Origin of the sequence: Mesorhizobium sp. M7A.F.Ca.CA.004.06.1.1 (assembly GCF_003999135.1) — a bacterium.
Classification (GTDB): Bacteria; Pseudomonadota; Alphaproteobacteria; order Rhizobiales; family Rhizobiaceae; genus Mesorhizobium.
On record NZ_RZPQ01000079.1, the window covers coordinates 1 to 13,226 of the forward strand.

The 13,226-nt window shown below is 59.7% G+C and carries 17 protein-coding genes and 1 pseudogene; 13 read left to right on the forward strand and 5 right to left on the reverse strand.

Features of this window, described 5'->3' with window-relative positions:
- The 5 genes from EN906_RS07700 to EN906_RS07720 all read right to left on the reverse strand — a co-directional run.
- A partial coding sequence (locus EN906_RS07700; RefSeq protein WP_164777125.1) for a TerC family protein occupies window positions 1-640 on the reverse strand: 640 nt, incomplete at its 3' end.
- Window positions 641-819: 179 nt separating this feature from the next.
- Window positions 820-1,227: a DUF930 domain-containing protein gene (locus tag EN906_RS07705; RefSeq protein ID WP_164748941.1), complete on the reverse strand. Its 408-nt coding sequence runs from the start codon at window positions 1,225-1,227 to the stop codon at window positions 820-822.
- A gap of 56 nt (window positions 1,228-1,283) precedes the next feature.
- A complete protein-coding gene (locus EN906_RS07710; protein WP_127271059.1) occupies window positions 1,284-1,982 on the reverse strand; it encodes a DUF2161 family putative PD-(D/E)XK-type phosphodiesterase in 699 nt (232 codons plus the stop codon).
- Window positions 1,983-2,084: 102 nt separating this feature from the next.
- A complete protein-coding gene (locus tag EN906_RS07715) occupies window positions 2,085-2,882 on the reverse strand; it encodes a sterol desaturase family protein (RefSeq protein ID WP_127268287.1) in 798 nt (265 codons plus the stop codon).
- 181 nt (window positions 2,883-3,063) lie between these two features.
- Window positions 3,064-3,957: a LysR family transcriptional regulator gene (locus tag EN906_RS07720; RefSeq protein WP_127268277.1), complete on the reverse strand. Its 894-nt coding sequence runs from the start codon at window positions 3,955-3,957 to the stop codon at window positions 3,064-3,066.
- 151 nt (window positions 3,958-4,108) lie between these two features.
- Here EN906_RS07720 and EN906_RS07725 point away from each other — a divergent pair, with 151 nt between their 5' ends.
- The 13 genes and pseudogenes from EN906_RS07725 to EN906_RS38160 form a co-directional block, all read left to right on the forward strand.
- Entirely contained in the window at window positions 4,109-4,762 is a 654-nt protein-coding gene (locus EN906_RS07725; protein ID WP_127268278.1) for a hydrolase, read from the forward strand.
- A 605-nt stretch (window positions 4,763-5,367) separates the two neighbouring features.
- The gene (locus tag EN906_RS07730; RefSeq protein WP_306255448.1) at window positions 5,368-6,567 is read left to right on the forward strand and encodes a site-specific integrase; all 1,200 of its coding nucleotides are present in this window, start codon (window positions 5,368-5,370) and stop codon (window positions 6,565-6,567) included.
- A 418-nt stretch (window positions 6,568-6,985) separates the two neighbouring features.
- Window positions 6,986-7,189 carry an excisionase family DNA-binding protein gene (locus EN906_RS07735; RefSeq protein WP_127268280.1) on the forward strand — a complete coding sequence of 68 codons (204 nt, stop codon included), beginning with the start codon at window positions 6,986-6,988 and terminating at the stop codon, window positions 7,187-7,189.
- Between the two features lie 88 nt (window positions 7,190-7,277).
- Window positions 7,278-7,622, forward strand: a complete 345-nt coding sequence (locus EN906_RS07740) for a hypothetical protein (RefSeq protein WP_127268281.1) — start codon at window positions 7,278-7,280, stop codon at window positions 7,620-7,622.
- Window positions 7,619-7,801 (forward strand): hypothetical protein, encoded by a 183-nt coding sequence (locus EN906_RS07745; RefSeq protein ID WP_127268282.1) that lies wholly within the window; start codon window positions 7,619-7,621, stop codon window positions 7,799-7,801. Before EN906_RS07740 ends, EN906_RS07745 begins: the two co-directional genes overlap by 4 nt.
- Entirely contained in the window at window positions 7,801-8,367 is a 567-nt protein-coding gene (locus tag EN906_RS07750; RefSeq protein ID WP_127268283.1) for a hypothetical protein, read from the forward strand. The genes EN906_RS07745 and EN906_RS07750 overlap by 1 nt, the downstream gene beginning before the upstream one ends.
- Window positions 8,364-8,618 (forward strand): DUF6074 family protein, encoded by a 255-nt coding sequence (locus EN906_RS07755; RefSeq protein ID WP_127268284.1) that lies wholly within the window; start codon window positions 8,364-8,366, stop codon window positions 8,616-8,618. Before EN906_RS07750 ends, EN906_RS07755 begins: the two co-directional genes overlap by 4 nt.
- On the forward strand, window positions 8,615-9,088 hold the full coding sequence (locus EN906_RS07760) for a hypothetical protein (protein WP_127268285.1): 474 nt from the start codon (window positions 8,615-8,617) through the stop codon (window positions 9,086-9,088). The genes EN906_RS07755 and EN906_RS07760 overlap by 4 nt, the downstream gene beginning before the upstream one ends.
- Window positions 9,085-10,179, forward strand: coding sequence for a hypothetical protein (locus EN906_RS07765; protein ID WP_127271057.1), 1,095 nt, complete (start codon window positions 9,085-9,087; stop codon window positions 10,177-10,179). Before EN906_RS07760 ends, EN906_RS07765 begins: the two co-directional genes overlap by 4 nt.
- Before the next feature lie 11 nt (window positions 10,180-10,190).
- Entirely contained in the window at window positions 10,191-10,589 is a 399-nt protein-coding gene (locus tag EN906_RS07770) for an HTH domain-containing protein (RefSeq protein ID WP_127270804.1), read from the forward strand.
- On the forward strand, window positions 10,573-11,049 hold the full coding sequence (locus EN906_RS07775; RefSeq protein WP_027036518.1) for a hypothetical protein: 477 nt from the start codon (window positions 10,573-10,575) through the stop codon (window positions 11,047-11,049). Before EN906_RS07770 ends, EN906_RS07775 begins: the two co-directional genes overlap by 17 nt.
- A complete protein-coding gene (locus tag EN906_RS07780) occupies window positions 11,027-12,451 on the forward strand; it encodes a hypothetical protein (protein ID WP_127270802.1) in 1,425 nt (474 codons plus the stop codon). The genes EN906_RS07775 and EN906_RS07780 overlap by 23 nt, the downstream gene beginning before the upstream one ends.
- Before the next feature lie 464 nt (window positions 12,452-12,915).
- A pseudogene (locus EN906_RS38160) lies at window positions 12,916-13,226 on the forward strand (hypothetical protein); the annotation flags it as partial.

Genomic DNA, 13,226 nt, shown 5'->3' on the forward strand with positions numbered 1-13,226 from the left:
GCGGCCAAACCTCCACCGCGCCACGATAGATCATGTCCACAGCCACATAGAAAATGATCAGCAGGCCGACATAGGCAATCCAGCGGTGGCGATGCAGCAGCTTGGCAATGAAAGTCGCGGCCAGCCCCATCAGGGCGATCGACAGCACCAGGCCGATGATCAGCACCGGAAAATGGTCACGCGCCGCTCCAGCCACCGCCAGCACGTTGTCGAGCGACATCGACACATCGGCGACGACAATCTGCAAGGCAGCCTGGCCAAGGGTCTTGCGCTTCGTCTTGCCGGCGACCGCCTGGTCGTTGTTGAGGTCCGAATTCGACAGTGCCTCGGTCGCTTCCAATTCATCGGCATGGGACGTACGCAACTCGCGATACATCTTCCAGCAGACCCACAGCAGCAGGATGCCGCCGGCGAGCAGCAGGCCGACGATCGCCAGCAGCTTGACGGTAATTGCGGCAAACCCGATGCGCAGCACCGTTGCCGCCACCACGCCGAGAAGAATCGCCTTCTTGCGTTGTTCGGCAGGCAGGCCGGCCGCGGCGAGGCCGATGACGATCGCATTGTCGCCAGCCAGCACGAGGTCGATGGCGATGACCTGGAGCAGGGCGGTCAGACTGGCAGCGCTGAAAAAAATGTCCATCGACAGGAAGCCCTTGCTGATTTGCCGAGTGTTCGTCGATTATCCAGAGGCCCTAACTTGGTGGTCCCCTGGCGTCAAGGGATCACGCGTGGCTGCATCACCGAAGCAGCGTTGCGTCAAGCCGGATCAGGCTTTGCGGCACTCGCCGGCAGCCGGGCAAAACCATGGCCGATCACAAATCAATCGTAGAGATTGTACTTTGCCCAGTCGGCTTCTGGAATCTCGTCCCCGATCCGGTAACGGAGCTGCAGAACTTCCATATGGTCCGGCGCGGTCTGGCACTTGAATTTCAGCCGGTACCACTGCCCCTTGCTGCGAAACGCAGCACCCGAGCTCTTGATTGCATCGGCGCCCATCTCGGGCGTGGCGAAGGCGTAGGCGACGACGCGATCGGCTTCGAACTTGCGATCGTCATGGGTGATGCGGTCGAGCACTTCGGCGTCGCAACGCTGTTCAAGACGGGTTTGGGGATCGAGTTTCATCAGACCGGCGCGCAATGCATTGTCCATTGCGCTGGCTGGAAAACTCAGTGTCACTGACGCCAAGGCGGTCATGCAGAGCTTCTTCATGGGCGGGACAACCAACATATTTTGTCGGAGAAATCAACCGAGCGAACCGCCTCGGACGCCGCGGGAATCTTCAATCATATGGCCGGTGCGTTCAAAATTGCGTGTCGGGATTCGTCGTGCGATGCCTGCGGCCAACGGACCAAAGACGCACGGCCGGCATCGGTGAGATCGTAAAGGCCGCGGTCGACGCGCGCGAACCAGCCATAGACATTGTGCTGCAGGATTTTCGGCGCGATCGGCGTCACCGCCTTCAGATCTCGCGGCCGCCTGGGTCCGTCCGCCATGGCGGCAGCGCAGGCGAGGGCGCTTTGACGATAGGCCGTCATGATCGGATTGCGCGATCCTCCTCCGGCAACCGGATCGCCGCGACGGCGCTGGTGCTCGTCGACCAGACGAGAGCGCCGGCGGGCATTCTTGCGCGGCGCCAGCGCGATCGGGCTGAGAAGCACTTCGACCCGGTCCGTCCCGGTCACACCGAGCAGGCCGAAGCCAAGACGGCGGCAGAGATTGCGGAACCTGGCATCGCTTTCGCGGCCCTTGCCGCGGGCCGACATGCGCGCGGCCAGCCACACCTCGTCGCAGGCCGCCGCGCGATCGACACCTTGCAGCACCAGTTCGAGATTGAACTGCAGCTTCAACTCGCAGATGACGACAACCGGCGGCTCCCCCTCGCGCAACGCAACGACATCGCAGCCGCCGATCTCGCCTTTGACGACGAAGTCGAGGCTTTCGAGGAACCGCTTCACCGGCGCATAGAGTGAGGTTTCGTTCATGCCTCAAGGTTTAGCCGATTCGACGCGAAAAGCCTTCCCGGGGTTCGGCGTTCCACGGCCCGAAAGCGGATCGGGGTGGATACCGCACCGTCGGGCCAGCTGTCAGGCTTCGGTCTTCGGCACTGCCCGGTTCGGCAGCTTCCTGCGGCGCAGGAGCGGATAGCCGATCTGACCGAAATAGGTGGAAGGGATCGGATCGTCGACGCCGTACTTTTCCGGCACCTTGTCGCCGGTGGGATTGTAGGTGCCGAACAGCATGTCGAGGAAAGGCAACTGCCCGGCGAAGTTCTTGTCATAGGCTTCGCGCTGGTTGGCATGGTGCCAGCGATGGAACTGCGGGCTGGCAATCAGCCACTTCAAAGGGCCGAACGGAATCCGCACGTTTGAATGAACAAGCAGCGTGTGTCCAAGGTAGATGGTCGAAAAGACAGCGATCGAGGCTTCCGAGAAGCCGAGGAAAAAGATCGGCGTCAGCGATATTGCCTTTGTGACGATGGCGTCGACGGGGTGATTGTGGAAGGCCCCGAGCCAGTCGAGTTCCTCAATGCCGTGGTGAACGGCATGGAACTTCCAAAGCGCGGGGATTTTGTGGAAGGCCCGATGTGTCCAGTAGACGCCGATATCGGTAATCACGATGATTTCGGCAACCTGCAGCCAGACGGGCTGGCCGCTGACGGCCTGCGTTATCGCCGGCGGGACAAGGAGCGCAGCGGCACCGAGCGCGCCTGCCGCCATCATGACGATGGCCAGCTTTATGATGAAGCCGTTGAACAGCAGATAGATCAGATCGACAGCAAACCCCTTGCGGAAGATCTTCTGCGGCCGCTCGGCAAACAGATGTTCGAACGGAATGAAGATCAGCGCGCAGATCAACAGTGCCTTGATGCCAAAGATATCCATCGATTCGCCTCTGCGCGTCGTCTGCGCCTCCGAGAGGAACCACATCTCCCTTTCCAAAGGCTAAAGGCTCTGTAAGGGCGCTAACGCACGGAACGTGCAAGCAATGTCGCCGAACGCAACGGCTCGGAGCAATGGGACCGTCGAACGCGGTTGTTTGACACGGCTTCGAACCGTTCGTGTCCTAGCCGTCAAGACCCCAAAGATCCGGGTTGCGTTTGAAATACTCAATCAGCATGTCGGTGAGCACGCGCACTTTCCGCGTAGGATGCTGCCCCGGCGGGCGTACGACATACGCAGCTCCCGGAGGTACCGGATAGCGTGTCATGATCGGGACCAGCGCGCCGGAGGCCACATGTTCATGTGTAATGCAATCGGGGAGCCAGGCGATGCCGAGACCCGCCGCCGCCGCCGCGGCAAGCGCCGTGGCGCTGTCGGCCTTGAACCTGCCCTGCGGCTGGACCGTAACAATCTTGTCGCCATCCATGAACTGCCAGGCTTCCGTTCCCTGCATGAGGGCCTGATGGGTGACGAGTTCGTCCGGAGTCTCGGGTGACGCGTGCGCTTTGATGTAATCCGGGCTCGCGACAAGCTTTCCATGGATAGGCCCGACGCGCTTCGCGATCAGGTTGGAATCCTGAAGGTAGGCGCCCCGGATCGCGCAATCGAAACCCTCTGCGATGAGATCGACGAAGCGATCGCTATAAGAAGTATGGATGTGAAGCTTCGGGTGCAGACGCGCCATTTCCGCGAGCACGGGAGCAAAATGGGTCGCGCCGAAAGTAAGCGGCATGGCAACCCTCAGGCGGCCGCGTAGCTCACCGGTGGGGAAGATCGCTTCCCTGGCCGTATCAATCTCGGCGCTGGCTCGGGCCGCATGATCTCTGAAAGTAATTCCCGCCTCCGTGAGCGCGGCGCCGCGGGTCGTTCGTGCAAGAAGCTGGACGCCAAGCTCCGCCTCAACCCGAAAGAGCCGCCGACTGACGATCGACTTGGAGACGCCGAGTCGGCGGGCGGCGGCCGATACGCCCCCGGCATCGGCCACTACGACGAATGTCTGCAGATCTTCGATGTCCAATCGGCGTTCCTCGTTTCGCGACACAGCTTGCCTGAATATGGCACTATCGCATCACCAAAAGGAACAGCAAATTGCGTTTCGGCAACGTCGCCCGCTGGCGCATGTCTCCCGAAAACCCATGCCGTCCAGACGGCAGAGAAAGGAAGTCTTGATGACCCCTCGTAACGGCCTTGCTTCGCTTCTTCGTCCCGCAGATTCGGTCCTCGTCCTGATCGACCACCAGCCCTATCAGCTGGCCAATCTGAACAGCCACGACCCACACATGGTGGTCAACAACACGACCGCGCTGGCGAAGCTAGCAAAAGCCTTCGGTGTTCCGACCATTCTCACCAGCGTGATTGCGGCGCGCGGAGGACTTCTCTTCAAGCAGATCACCGACGTATTTCCGGACCAGGAAGTCATCGATCGCACCTGGGTGAACACCTGGCAGGACGAGAATGTGGTGAACGTCGTCAAGGCGACCGGCCGCAAGCAGCTGATCATCGCCGGCCTGTGGACCGAGGTCTGCGTCGCAATGCCTGTGATCCAGGCCGCCGGCGAAGGCTGGGACGTGACCGTGATCACCGACGCGTCGGGCGGGATTTCGAGGGAGTCTCACGAAGTTGCCATCCAGCGAATGATCGCGGCCGGCGCGAACGTGATGACCGTGATGGCGCTCACTGGCGAATGGCAACGCGATTGGGCGCGCACCGAGCATGTCGAGGAGCTGACCGAGATTCTCATTCAGCACTTCGGCGGCAGCGGCATCGCGTACCTCTGGGAACAGCAGCTGCTCAACACGCCGGTGCCGAGCGCCGCGGGCTGATCTGGGCGGAGGTGACGAAAGCTGGAGCGATCCCGCGCCAACAGGCTGGCTGCTTATCGAGCCGCGTCATCCCGCTCCACAAGACGGCCGCCCATGCCTGAATGCAGGGGCGGCCGGTGTCATCAACGATCACTTCCTCCAGCCATTGACCGCAACTGCAGCCGGCGCAGCCTGACTATCTATCGCCTCATTGAAAGGACCATGGAGATGTTCGGCGGAGCGCTCCCGAGAGGAAATAACAGTCATCCATCCGAACTTCAAAGTGAGCCTGACGCAACCGGGCGCTCTGATCGAGACGATGACTCGCAGTTCGGACATATCGACTGGAACAGAGGACCTTGCAACCAATCGACAACCCGTCAAGCACGCGGTTGTCATCATGTCTTAGGTACAAACTGCTACCCATGTCTCCGGAACGGACCTTCGACGTCTGGCGGAGGAAGTGTCTTCTAAACCTAAGTCCGCCATCGTCCGCTAATATACCAAAAACCCGTTGATTCCCTTGGCCTTTCGGCGTTCTGCGTTTGCAGTAGTCCGGTCAAATCCGCTAACATCGTGCATCGAAGTTAGGAACGGAGTTGCAGGGAATGGTTCGCTCACTCAACTTGCTGGCCGAAACGACCATCCGCGCCAAAGGCCTGAAGGCAGGGCGGCATAGCGACGGCGGCGGGCTCTATTTGTTGGCGAAGAAGGAAGGCACCAAGTCCTGGACCTTCGTCCACTTCAAGGGCTCTGGAAAGGGCCGTCAGTGGAAGGAAGTTGGCCTCGGCTCTTACCCTTCCGTATCTTTGAAGGATGCGCGCATTGCCGCCACCGACTGCCGGGACCGCCTGCGCCGTGGCCTTGACCCGATCGACACGGAAGCCAAGACCGAAAAGCCGACATTCGCGAAATGCGCCGAAGACCTGATCGCTGCTGTCGGCAAGGGCTGGCGCAATGCCAAGCACAAGGCACAGTGGGAAATGACCCTCGGCGATGCCTACTGCAAATCGATCCGCAAGAAGCCTGTGGACGAGGTGGACACGGCCGACATTCTGGAGATCCTGAAGCCGATCTGGTTCGAGAAGCCGGAAACGGCGCAACGGCTGCGCGGTCGGATTGAGCGGGTCTTGGATGCGGCGAAAGCTGCAGGTCATCGATCGGGAGAAAACCCGGCCTTGTGGCGCGGTCACCTGCAACACCTCCTGGCTAAGGGCAAGAAGCTTTCACGCGGCCACCATGCCGCTATGCCATACGCGGACGTGCCGGCGTTTGTGAAGCGCCTGCGGGCGTCTGAGGCTATGTCGGCGAAGGCGATGGACTTTCTCATCCTGACGGCTGCGCGCTCTGGCGAAGTGTTAGGCGCCAAGTGGCCCGAACTCGATCTGGACGAGAAGGTCTGGACTGTGCCGGCTGATCGCATGAAGGCCGGCGTCCTTCATAGGGTGCCGCTGACTGATGCCGCCCTGGCTATCCTGACGCCGCTCTACGATGCGCGCGTGTCGGACTATGTCTTCCCAGGGGAGAGCAAGCGGCCGGTTGATATGCCGCTGTCGGTGATGGCGATGACGATGCAGATGCGGCGCATGGAAGTCGGGCAATACACGCCGCATGGTTTCCGGTCAGCCTTCCGAGATTGGGCCGGGGATGAGACCAGTTTCCCGCGCGAGGTCGCGGAAGCTGCTCTTGCCCACAAGGTCGGCGATGCTGTCGAGAATGCCTATCGTCGGTCGGACGCATTGGAGAAGCGCCGCAAACTGATGTCTGCTTGGGCGAACTATCTGAATGCGCCTGCGGCTCGGGGTAATCTACGTGTCGTAAGATAACGTTGGTATCCGCTCGTGCATGCCATTGACTAAACGCGGCAAATCGCCGAGATTCACATCGTTCTGTTGAACTCGGAAAAAATCAGTTTTGAGGGACCGGCCCGGCTTTCTGCCGTGCCACGCTTGCAGAGCCTCTCCTAGAGAGGCCTGCGCCCTGCTGTTTTTCCTGTCCCTTACCCCCAGAGAAACCAGCGGCTCGTTTTACCGGATGTCGTTCGCTTTACTGTCGAACGGGAACGAACGCTGAACATCTCTGTGGGCAACCTGTGGATAAACACCAGCTAAGTCATTGGAATGAAAGGGGTACAAAATCCCTCGGGATAACACTCTCCAGGGTGTGCAGAGGGACTCGAAATCCGCTAGAATCCGTAACAAATCACCCGCGTCTGTTTGGCGCGAACCAAAGGAAGGAACTGAAATGGAAGTAAGCCCAAACGCATTTACTGTTTCGGGATTTTGCGCTGCTTTCGGCGTCGGTCGCTCGTTGCTCTATGAAGAGCTGAAATCCGGTCGCTTGCCTTACCGCAAGGCAGGACGGAAGACCCTGATCCGCAAAGATGATGCGCAAGCCTGGCTCGATGCTCTTCCGAAAGGAGCGACGGCCAATGAAGCCGGAAAGTAAGCGGTCTCCTCGCCAAAGCAGCCGCCTACTTTCCTACCTCAAAATCACTCCTCCAATCGCGGACCTAAATCGGAAAAGGAAGAATGACATGCCCCTCATAGCAGTCGACGCGAGTCGCGTTAATGCAAACTCTGTTAAGAGCGCGAACAAATTCAGCATCATCGTCAAGGTCGAGCCGGATGGAAATCCGATCCGACTGGACGGGCGCGTAGCTTGGGCAATGCGCGAGTTGGTCAAAGCCGGTCAAAGTGGCTGTACACCAATCACGCATCCCGGGCCTCGATGGTCAGACTACACGCACAAGCTGCGCAAGCTCGGGTTCGCCATTGAAACCGAGTACGAGAGCCACGGCGGCCCGTTCGCCGGTTCGCACGGAATCTACCGCTTAAGCTCGCCGGTCGTGATCCTTGAAGACGTGGCTAACGCCGCATGAGCACCGGCATCGGCAATACTCAAGGCCCGGTCGACCTCGCCGCCACTTGGCTGGCTACCGGCTCGGCGGATCGCACGAAGGCGATAATCCCGCAGATCCAAGAGCGGTTCAAATTGCCACTCAAAGACGCGGTGGAGGCCTGCCGGCAAGCGGCGCTGATCCGGGCGAGGGCCCACTGATGATGATGGACAAACACGCTTGGGGCCGGGCGGTCCGCTATTTCAAAGGTTTCCGGGATTCGCCGGGAGCCGTGCGAGTGGCGGGCGAGTTGCAGGATAAATACAACGAGGCTGTCGGCTGCGCTTGGCCGACGCGCGAAACAATTTCCCAGATGCTCGGCGCCGATGCTCCTGAGCAGATTTCCAAGTGGCTTCGAATTCTACAGAACGCGGGCGCGATTACGCGCGTCCCTGTTCGAAGCCTTCCCCTCGAAAAGCAGCAAATCATCGGTCGATCGGCGAAACGCTCCCAAGTCTACGTCCTGAACTTTGGCTGGGCGATGGACGTTTTGTCCGATCTGGACGAGTATGTCTGCGACCGCCAGAACAAGGTGATTATCCAGTCACCTCTGCCGTCTTTACGTAATCGTCCAAATACCCCATTGGATAATCAGACAGTCACCTGCGCGGGTGACGGTGTGGTTACCCTTATACCTTATGATCAAACCTTAGATCACACCTTAGAAGATAAAAGGGGCTCCGAAGGTTCAAACCTTAGTGCTTACACGCGCGAGAGGGCTGCATGATGGGCCTCGTGATCTGCTTTCCAATGGCTCGTCGTCTCGGAAAAATCAAACGGACGGCTGAACTGCTATCGGCTCGTCGCGGTCGTTCGGCTGACCACTATTGGCGCCAGACTGTCGCGGGCGTCGTCGGGCAACTGACCAGGGCCGGAATGACCGAAGCCGCGATAAGGAAAGAGGTGCAGACATTTTCGGACGCCGTGCAGGAAGAGCTACGGCGCGCCGCGCGTCGCAATGAGGGCGACGCAGCATGACGGTAATCGAGACAGCAGACGGCTTCGTCGTGGTCGACGGCACGGCAACATTGGCCGGACCGTTCCCGACCAATGCGGAAGCGTGGCGCGCGGCCGATCGGCTTGATGGCTCGCCTATATCGCCGGCTGAAAAGCGGGCTGACTGGATATCCACCAAGATCCTTTCTGCGGGACCGGCGCCTAGACGGTCGGCGAAAGCCATCCGGAAATCTGCGGATTCCGGTGGAATTTCAAGGAACCTCAGCCGAAAGGAAAAGCGGGAGGCGAAAAAGCAGCGCAAGGCTGAGAACCGCCTGAAGATCAATGCGGCCAAGGCTCCGGGCTGGTTGCGGAAGGGCGCCTCGGCGAAGTTCGATCCCCAAGCCAAGCGGGCCTTCAGCACCTCTCAACTCGGCACGTTCGGCGCCGCATCCCCAGTGCGGCATGTGAATATTAACGACTATCTCGCCTCGAAAGGTGTGCCTCAATGACGAACGCACTCGTTTCCTTCCCGGTATTCGATGAGAAGCCATCCGACGACTATGTTGACCGGTGGCTAGAGTTTACGAACGCGACTGGGCATCCGGAGCGCTTCGAGAATGTGACGACCACCAAGCCTGAAATCATTGGCACACTTCGCTTCCTATCAGGCGAGATCGAGGTTCCAATCTTTAAGCGCGAAAACCAGGACATGGTGCCATGTCCTATTTGTCATCCTACAGGCCCTTGGTTCAAGATCGGCCGGATGGCCTTCTTCCCCGATGAGCGTGTCGTGAGATTTATCGGCCATGACTGCGCCAAGCGGCACTACAAGGGCGAGTTCGATATCGCCGACGAGCGGTATCGGAAAGAGGCCCGAATTCGTCACCTTCAGCGCCGATGGACGGCTCTTGCTGAAAATGTGGACAGGATCGCGAAGTTTGCCAGATCATTGGCCGAACCGGCAAAGGCGCTCGAGGACTTGCGAGCCGAAATCGACAAGAAGGAGTCGGGGCTCTCCAAGTTGCTCTCGCGCGAACTGTCGCGCAATAGCGGCCGAATTGAAATCCAAGTGGATAGCGGGGTGAAGGATACCAGCGGCAACGCTGTCATCGTCAACGATGTTCTCGGCCTCGCTTCTGGTTCGGAATTCTGGGGCCGGCCTTATGTGCCTTACCAGCAGTTGTTGAGCCTCCAGCGCGATGCGGACGATTTAAAAACACCGCTGCCGGTGTGGCGAAGCGAGGAGTTGGACAGCGCCCACGAAGAGGAGATAGTCCGTCGCGGGACTTCAGCCGACATGCTACCTGAGCGGCTGGATGACCTCGCCTTTCTGCTCATTCGGTCGCAAAACTTCTTCGCCGCCGACAACCTGGCTCTTCTGGAGCGGTGGGGGAAAAATACCGGATCACCCTTCACGTCTCTGATTTGCCGCGTTGAAAATGACCGTCTGGTCATCGCCTCCAACACATTCGCCGGCTACCACCGCGTCAATCCTGTCATCCCCTTTGCCGCGGTTAATCGCTCGCCTTTGACGCCTAGCGAAATCCTGACATTGCGCCGACCGCAGGCGAACAATCGATCCGGGCAGTTGCCGCGATGAATGGAGAACTGATGGAGCATCGAAAGCCTCACCGCGCGCCGCTGCCGTTCCACGCCTACTCGTCCTTCAACAAGAGGGGCGGGAAGGCGGTCGACATCGTGACCAGGCGCCGCAACAAGGCGCTCGACATGTACCAGGAGATGAGCACCTACGAGACCATTGCAGAGTCTCTAGACATTTCGCCTACCACAGTCGTCCAATACGTGAAGCGAGCCCGAGACAAGGGTGATGTCAGGGCAAAGCGGCCCTTCAAACACCGGGGCCGGCTCCTCGCCCTCCAAAGGCGGAAAGCGATCAACGACATGAAGGCGCTAGGCATGTCAGCCCGACAGATTTCGAAGCAGCTCGGCATCAATGTGCGGCTTGTGCAGATCAGGCTGAAGGAGTCGGGCAATGGCACGGCCAAGTGAGTTCACCCAGGAGATAGCCGATACCATTTGCCAGAGCCTGGCAGAGGGGAACAGCCTGCGGTCGATCTGTGAAGCCGACGACATGCCGTCGAAAGCGACTGTGTTCAATTGGCTGCTCAATCCGGCCCGCGCAGCGTTTTTTGACCAGTACGCGCGGGCGCGCGAACTCCAGGCAGACACCCACGTCGACGAAATGCCGGATATCGCCGACGACAGCAGCAACGACTACATGACCAAGGTCAACGGCGACGGAACGACCACCGAACAGCTCAACAGCGAGAACATCCAGCGCTCGCGGCTTCGCATCGACACGCGCAAATGGATTGCTGAGCGCATGCGGCCGAAGAAGTACGGCGCCAAGGTGGCGCTCACTGACGGCGAGGGCGGCCCGCTAGTGGTTCAAGTGCTGAAGCTGGCGGACCAGGAAGCACAGGCGAATGCCGACAATCCAGCTACCTAACGCCGGCTGGCGGCCTCGCTGGTATCAGAAGAAGGCATGGGACACGTGGGAGCAGGGGTGTAAGCGCCAGCTCCTATTCTGGCACCGCCGCGCCGGCAAGGACGAGATAAATCTGAACATGCATGCCGTGTCCGCCCATGAGCGTCCCGGCACGTATTGGCACATGCTCCCCGAGGCCGCCCAGGCGCGCAAGGCGATATGGAACGCGATCAACCCGCATTCGGGCAAGCGCCGGCTGTTCGAGGCCTTCCCAGAGCCTCTAATCGAGAACATGAATGACAATGAAATGTTTGTCCGCTTCAAGGTCGGGTCGACTTTCCAGGTCGTTGGCAGCGACAACTTCAACAGCCTGGTTGGATCGCCACCAGTCGGAATCACCTTTTCGGAATGGGCATTGGCGAAGCCGGCGGCGTGGGCGTACCTGTCGCCCATCCTGGCGGAAAATGGCGGCTGGGCTTCGTTCATCACCACGCCACGTGGCAACAATCACGCCAAGGGCATGCTGGACGCCACAAAGGGCAACGCCTTTGATCCGCTGTCGAACCCGCGCGGCTGGTTCACCGAAGTCCTGGGCGTTGACGCGACACAGGCGATTTCGGAAGAGGACATTGAAGAGCAGCGGGTGATCTATACCGGCCTGTTCGGCAAGGAGATTGCGGATCTCCTGATAGACCAGGAATTCTATTGCTCGTTCGCGGGCGCGCTCGTCGGATCATATTGGGGCGCCGAAGTTGCCAAGGCAGAGCGGGACGGGCGCATTGGTCGTCCGATTGCGGTCAACCCGGCCTATCCGGTTCATACAGTATGGGACCTGGGCAAGGCGGCCAACAATCCGATTTGGTGTTTTCAGGTCATCGACGGTACGCCCATTATCGTCGATTTCTATCTACCCGACAGCGAAGACCTCTCAGACTGGTGCAAATGGCTCGACGACCAGGGCTACAAGGGCAACGACTACGTTCCGCACGATATCCTGCACCCGCAATGGGGAACGGCTCGCACGCGGCTGCAAACGCTGAAGGATCATGGTCGCAAGCCGAAGATGGTCGGCATTGCGAGCTTTGCTGATGGGGTGAATGCCGGCCGGCAGACTATCAAGCTTGCCCGGTTCGCAAACAATGAGCGCGTGGCCGATGGCATCGAGGGCCTGAAGGCTTTCCGCCGCGAGTGGGACGATGACAAGAAATGCTTCCGGGACGTGCCGGTGAAGAACTGGGCCGAACACTACGCGTCCGCCTTCCGGTATCTGGGCCTCGCATGGCGTGAGGCAATAGTTGCGGTGGTGAAGTCTGAAGGTGACAAGGGCGCCTACCAGGCTATGCCGGACGGCTCAATCCGCAGCAACCAGTCGGTGAAGGAAGCCGTTGACGCCATGGTCAGGCGTCGTCGAGGCAATCGCTAAGACTGCCCGCCGCCGGGTAGCGGCGGGCAGCACCTATCGAGGACTCCCGATACAGAATCCGCTAAAGTTGCGGCGCTGGGGGTTGCCGTCTAAGGTTGGAAACACCAACTTCGGATTACCCGAAGAAGGCGAGGACGAAGTAGATCACGCCGTTTGCGACATGCAGCAAACTCAGCGTGAGATAGGCCCAGACAGCCATTTAAGATTTCACCTCCTTTCTCGGTTGTCGGGAGAGCAGCGGTCCAGGCTGCTCTCCCGAACCACCTCATAAAGGTGTAGATAGGCGCATCGTCAATGTTTCCCAAATTATTGGGCGGCAATCCGACAGAATAACCGAACGAATACAAGGGGATAAACTTTTTCTAATGGTGGCGTCGTTCTTTGGCGAATGACGCAATCCAAGTAGCTTATCTTTTCGTAGAGGCACCAGCACCCTAGCGCCGACCAATAGAATTGGAGCGGCCATGCCTCGCGCTGGTGGAGTATATTCGGCCCCTCCGGGGACCGCTGGAACACCGAACACAACGATCGAAAGCGCGAAATACAACGCGCTTGTGGCCGATCTTGTCGCCGATGCCAACGCGGCAAGGCCACTGACGGCTGGCGGCTCGGGCGCCGCGACGGCCGTAGGCGGCAGCGACAATTTCAACGCCGCCGGCACCAACATGGCATCGGCGGCAACCGTCAATCTTGCCAATGCGACGGGTGTCGCGGTTACGGTCACCGGAACCGTCGCGATTACCGCCTTCGGCACTGTGGCCGCTGGCGCCGAGCG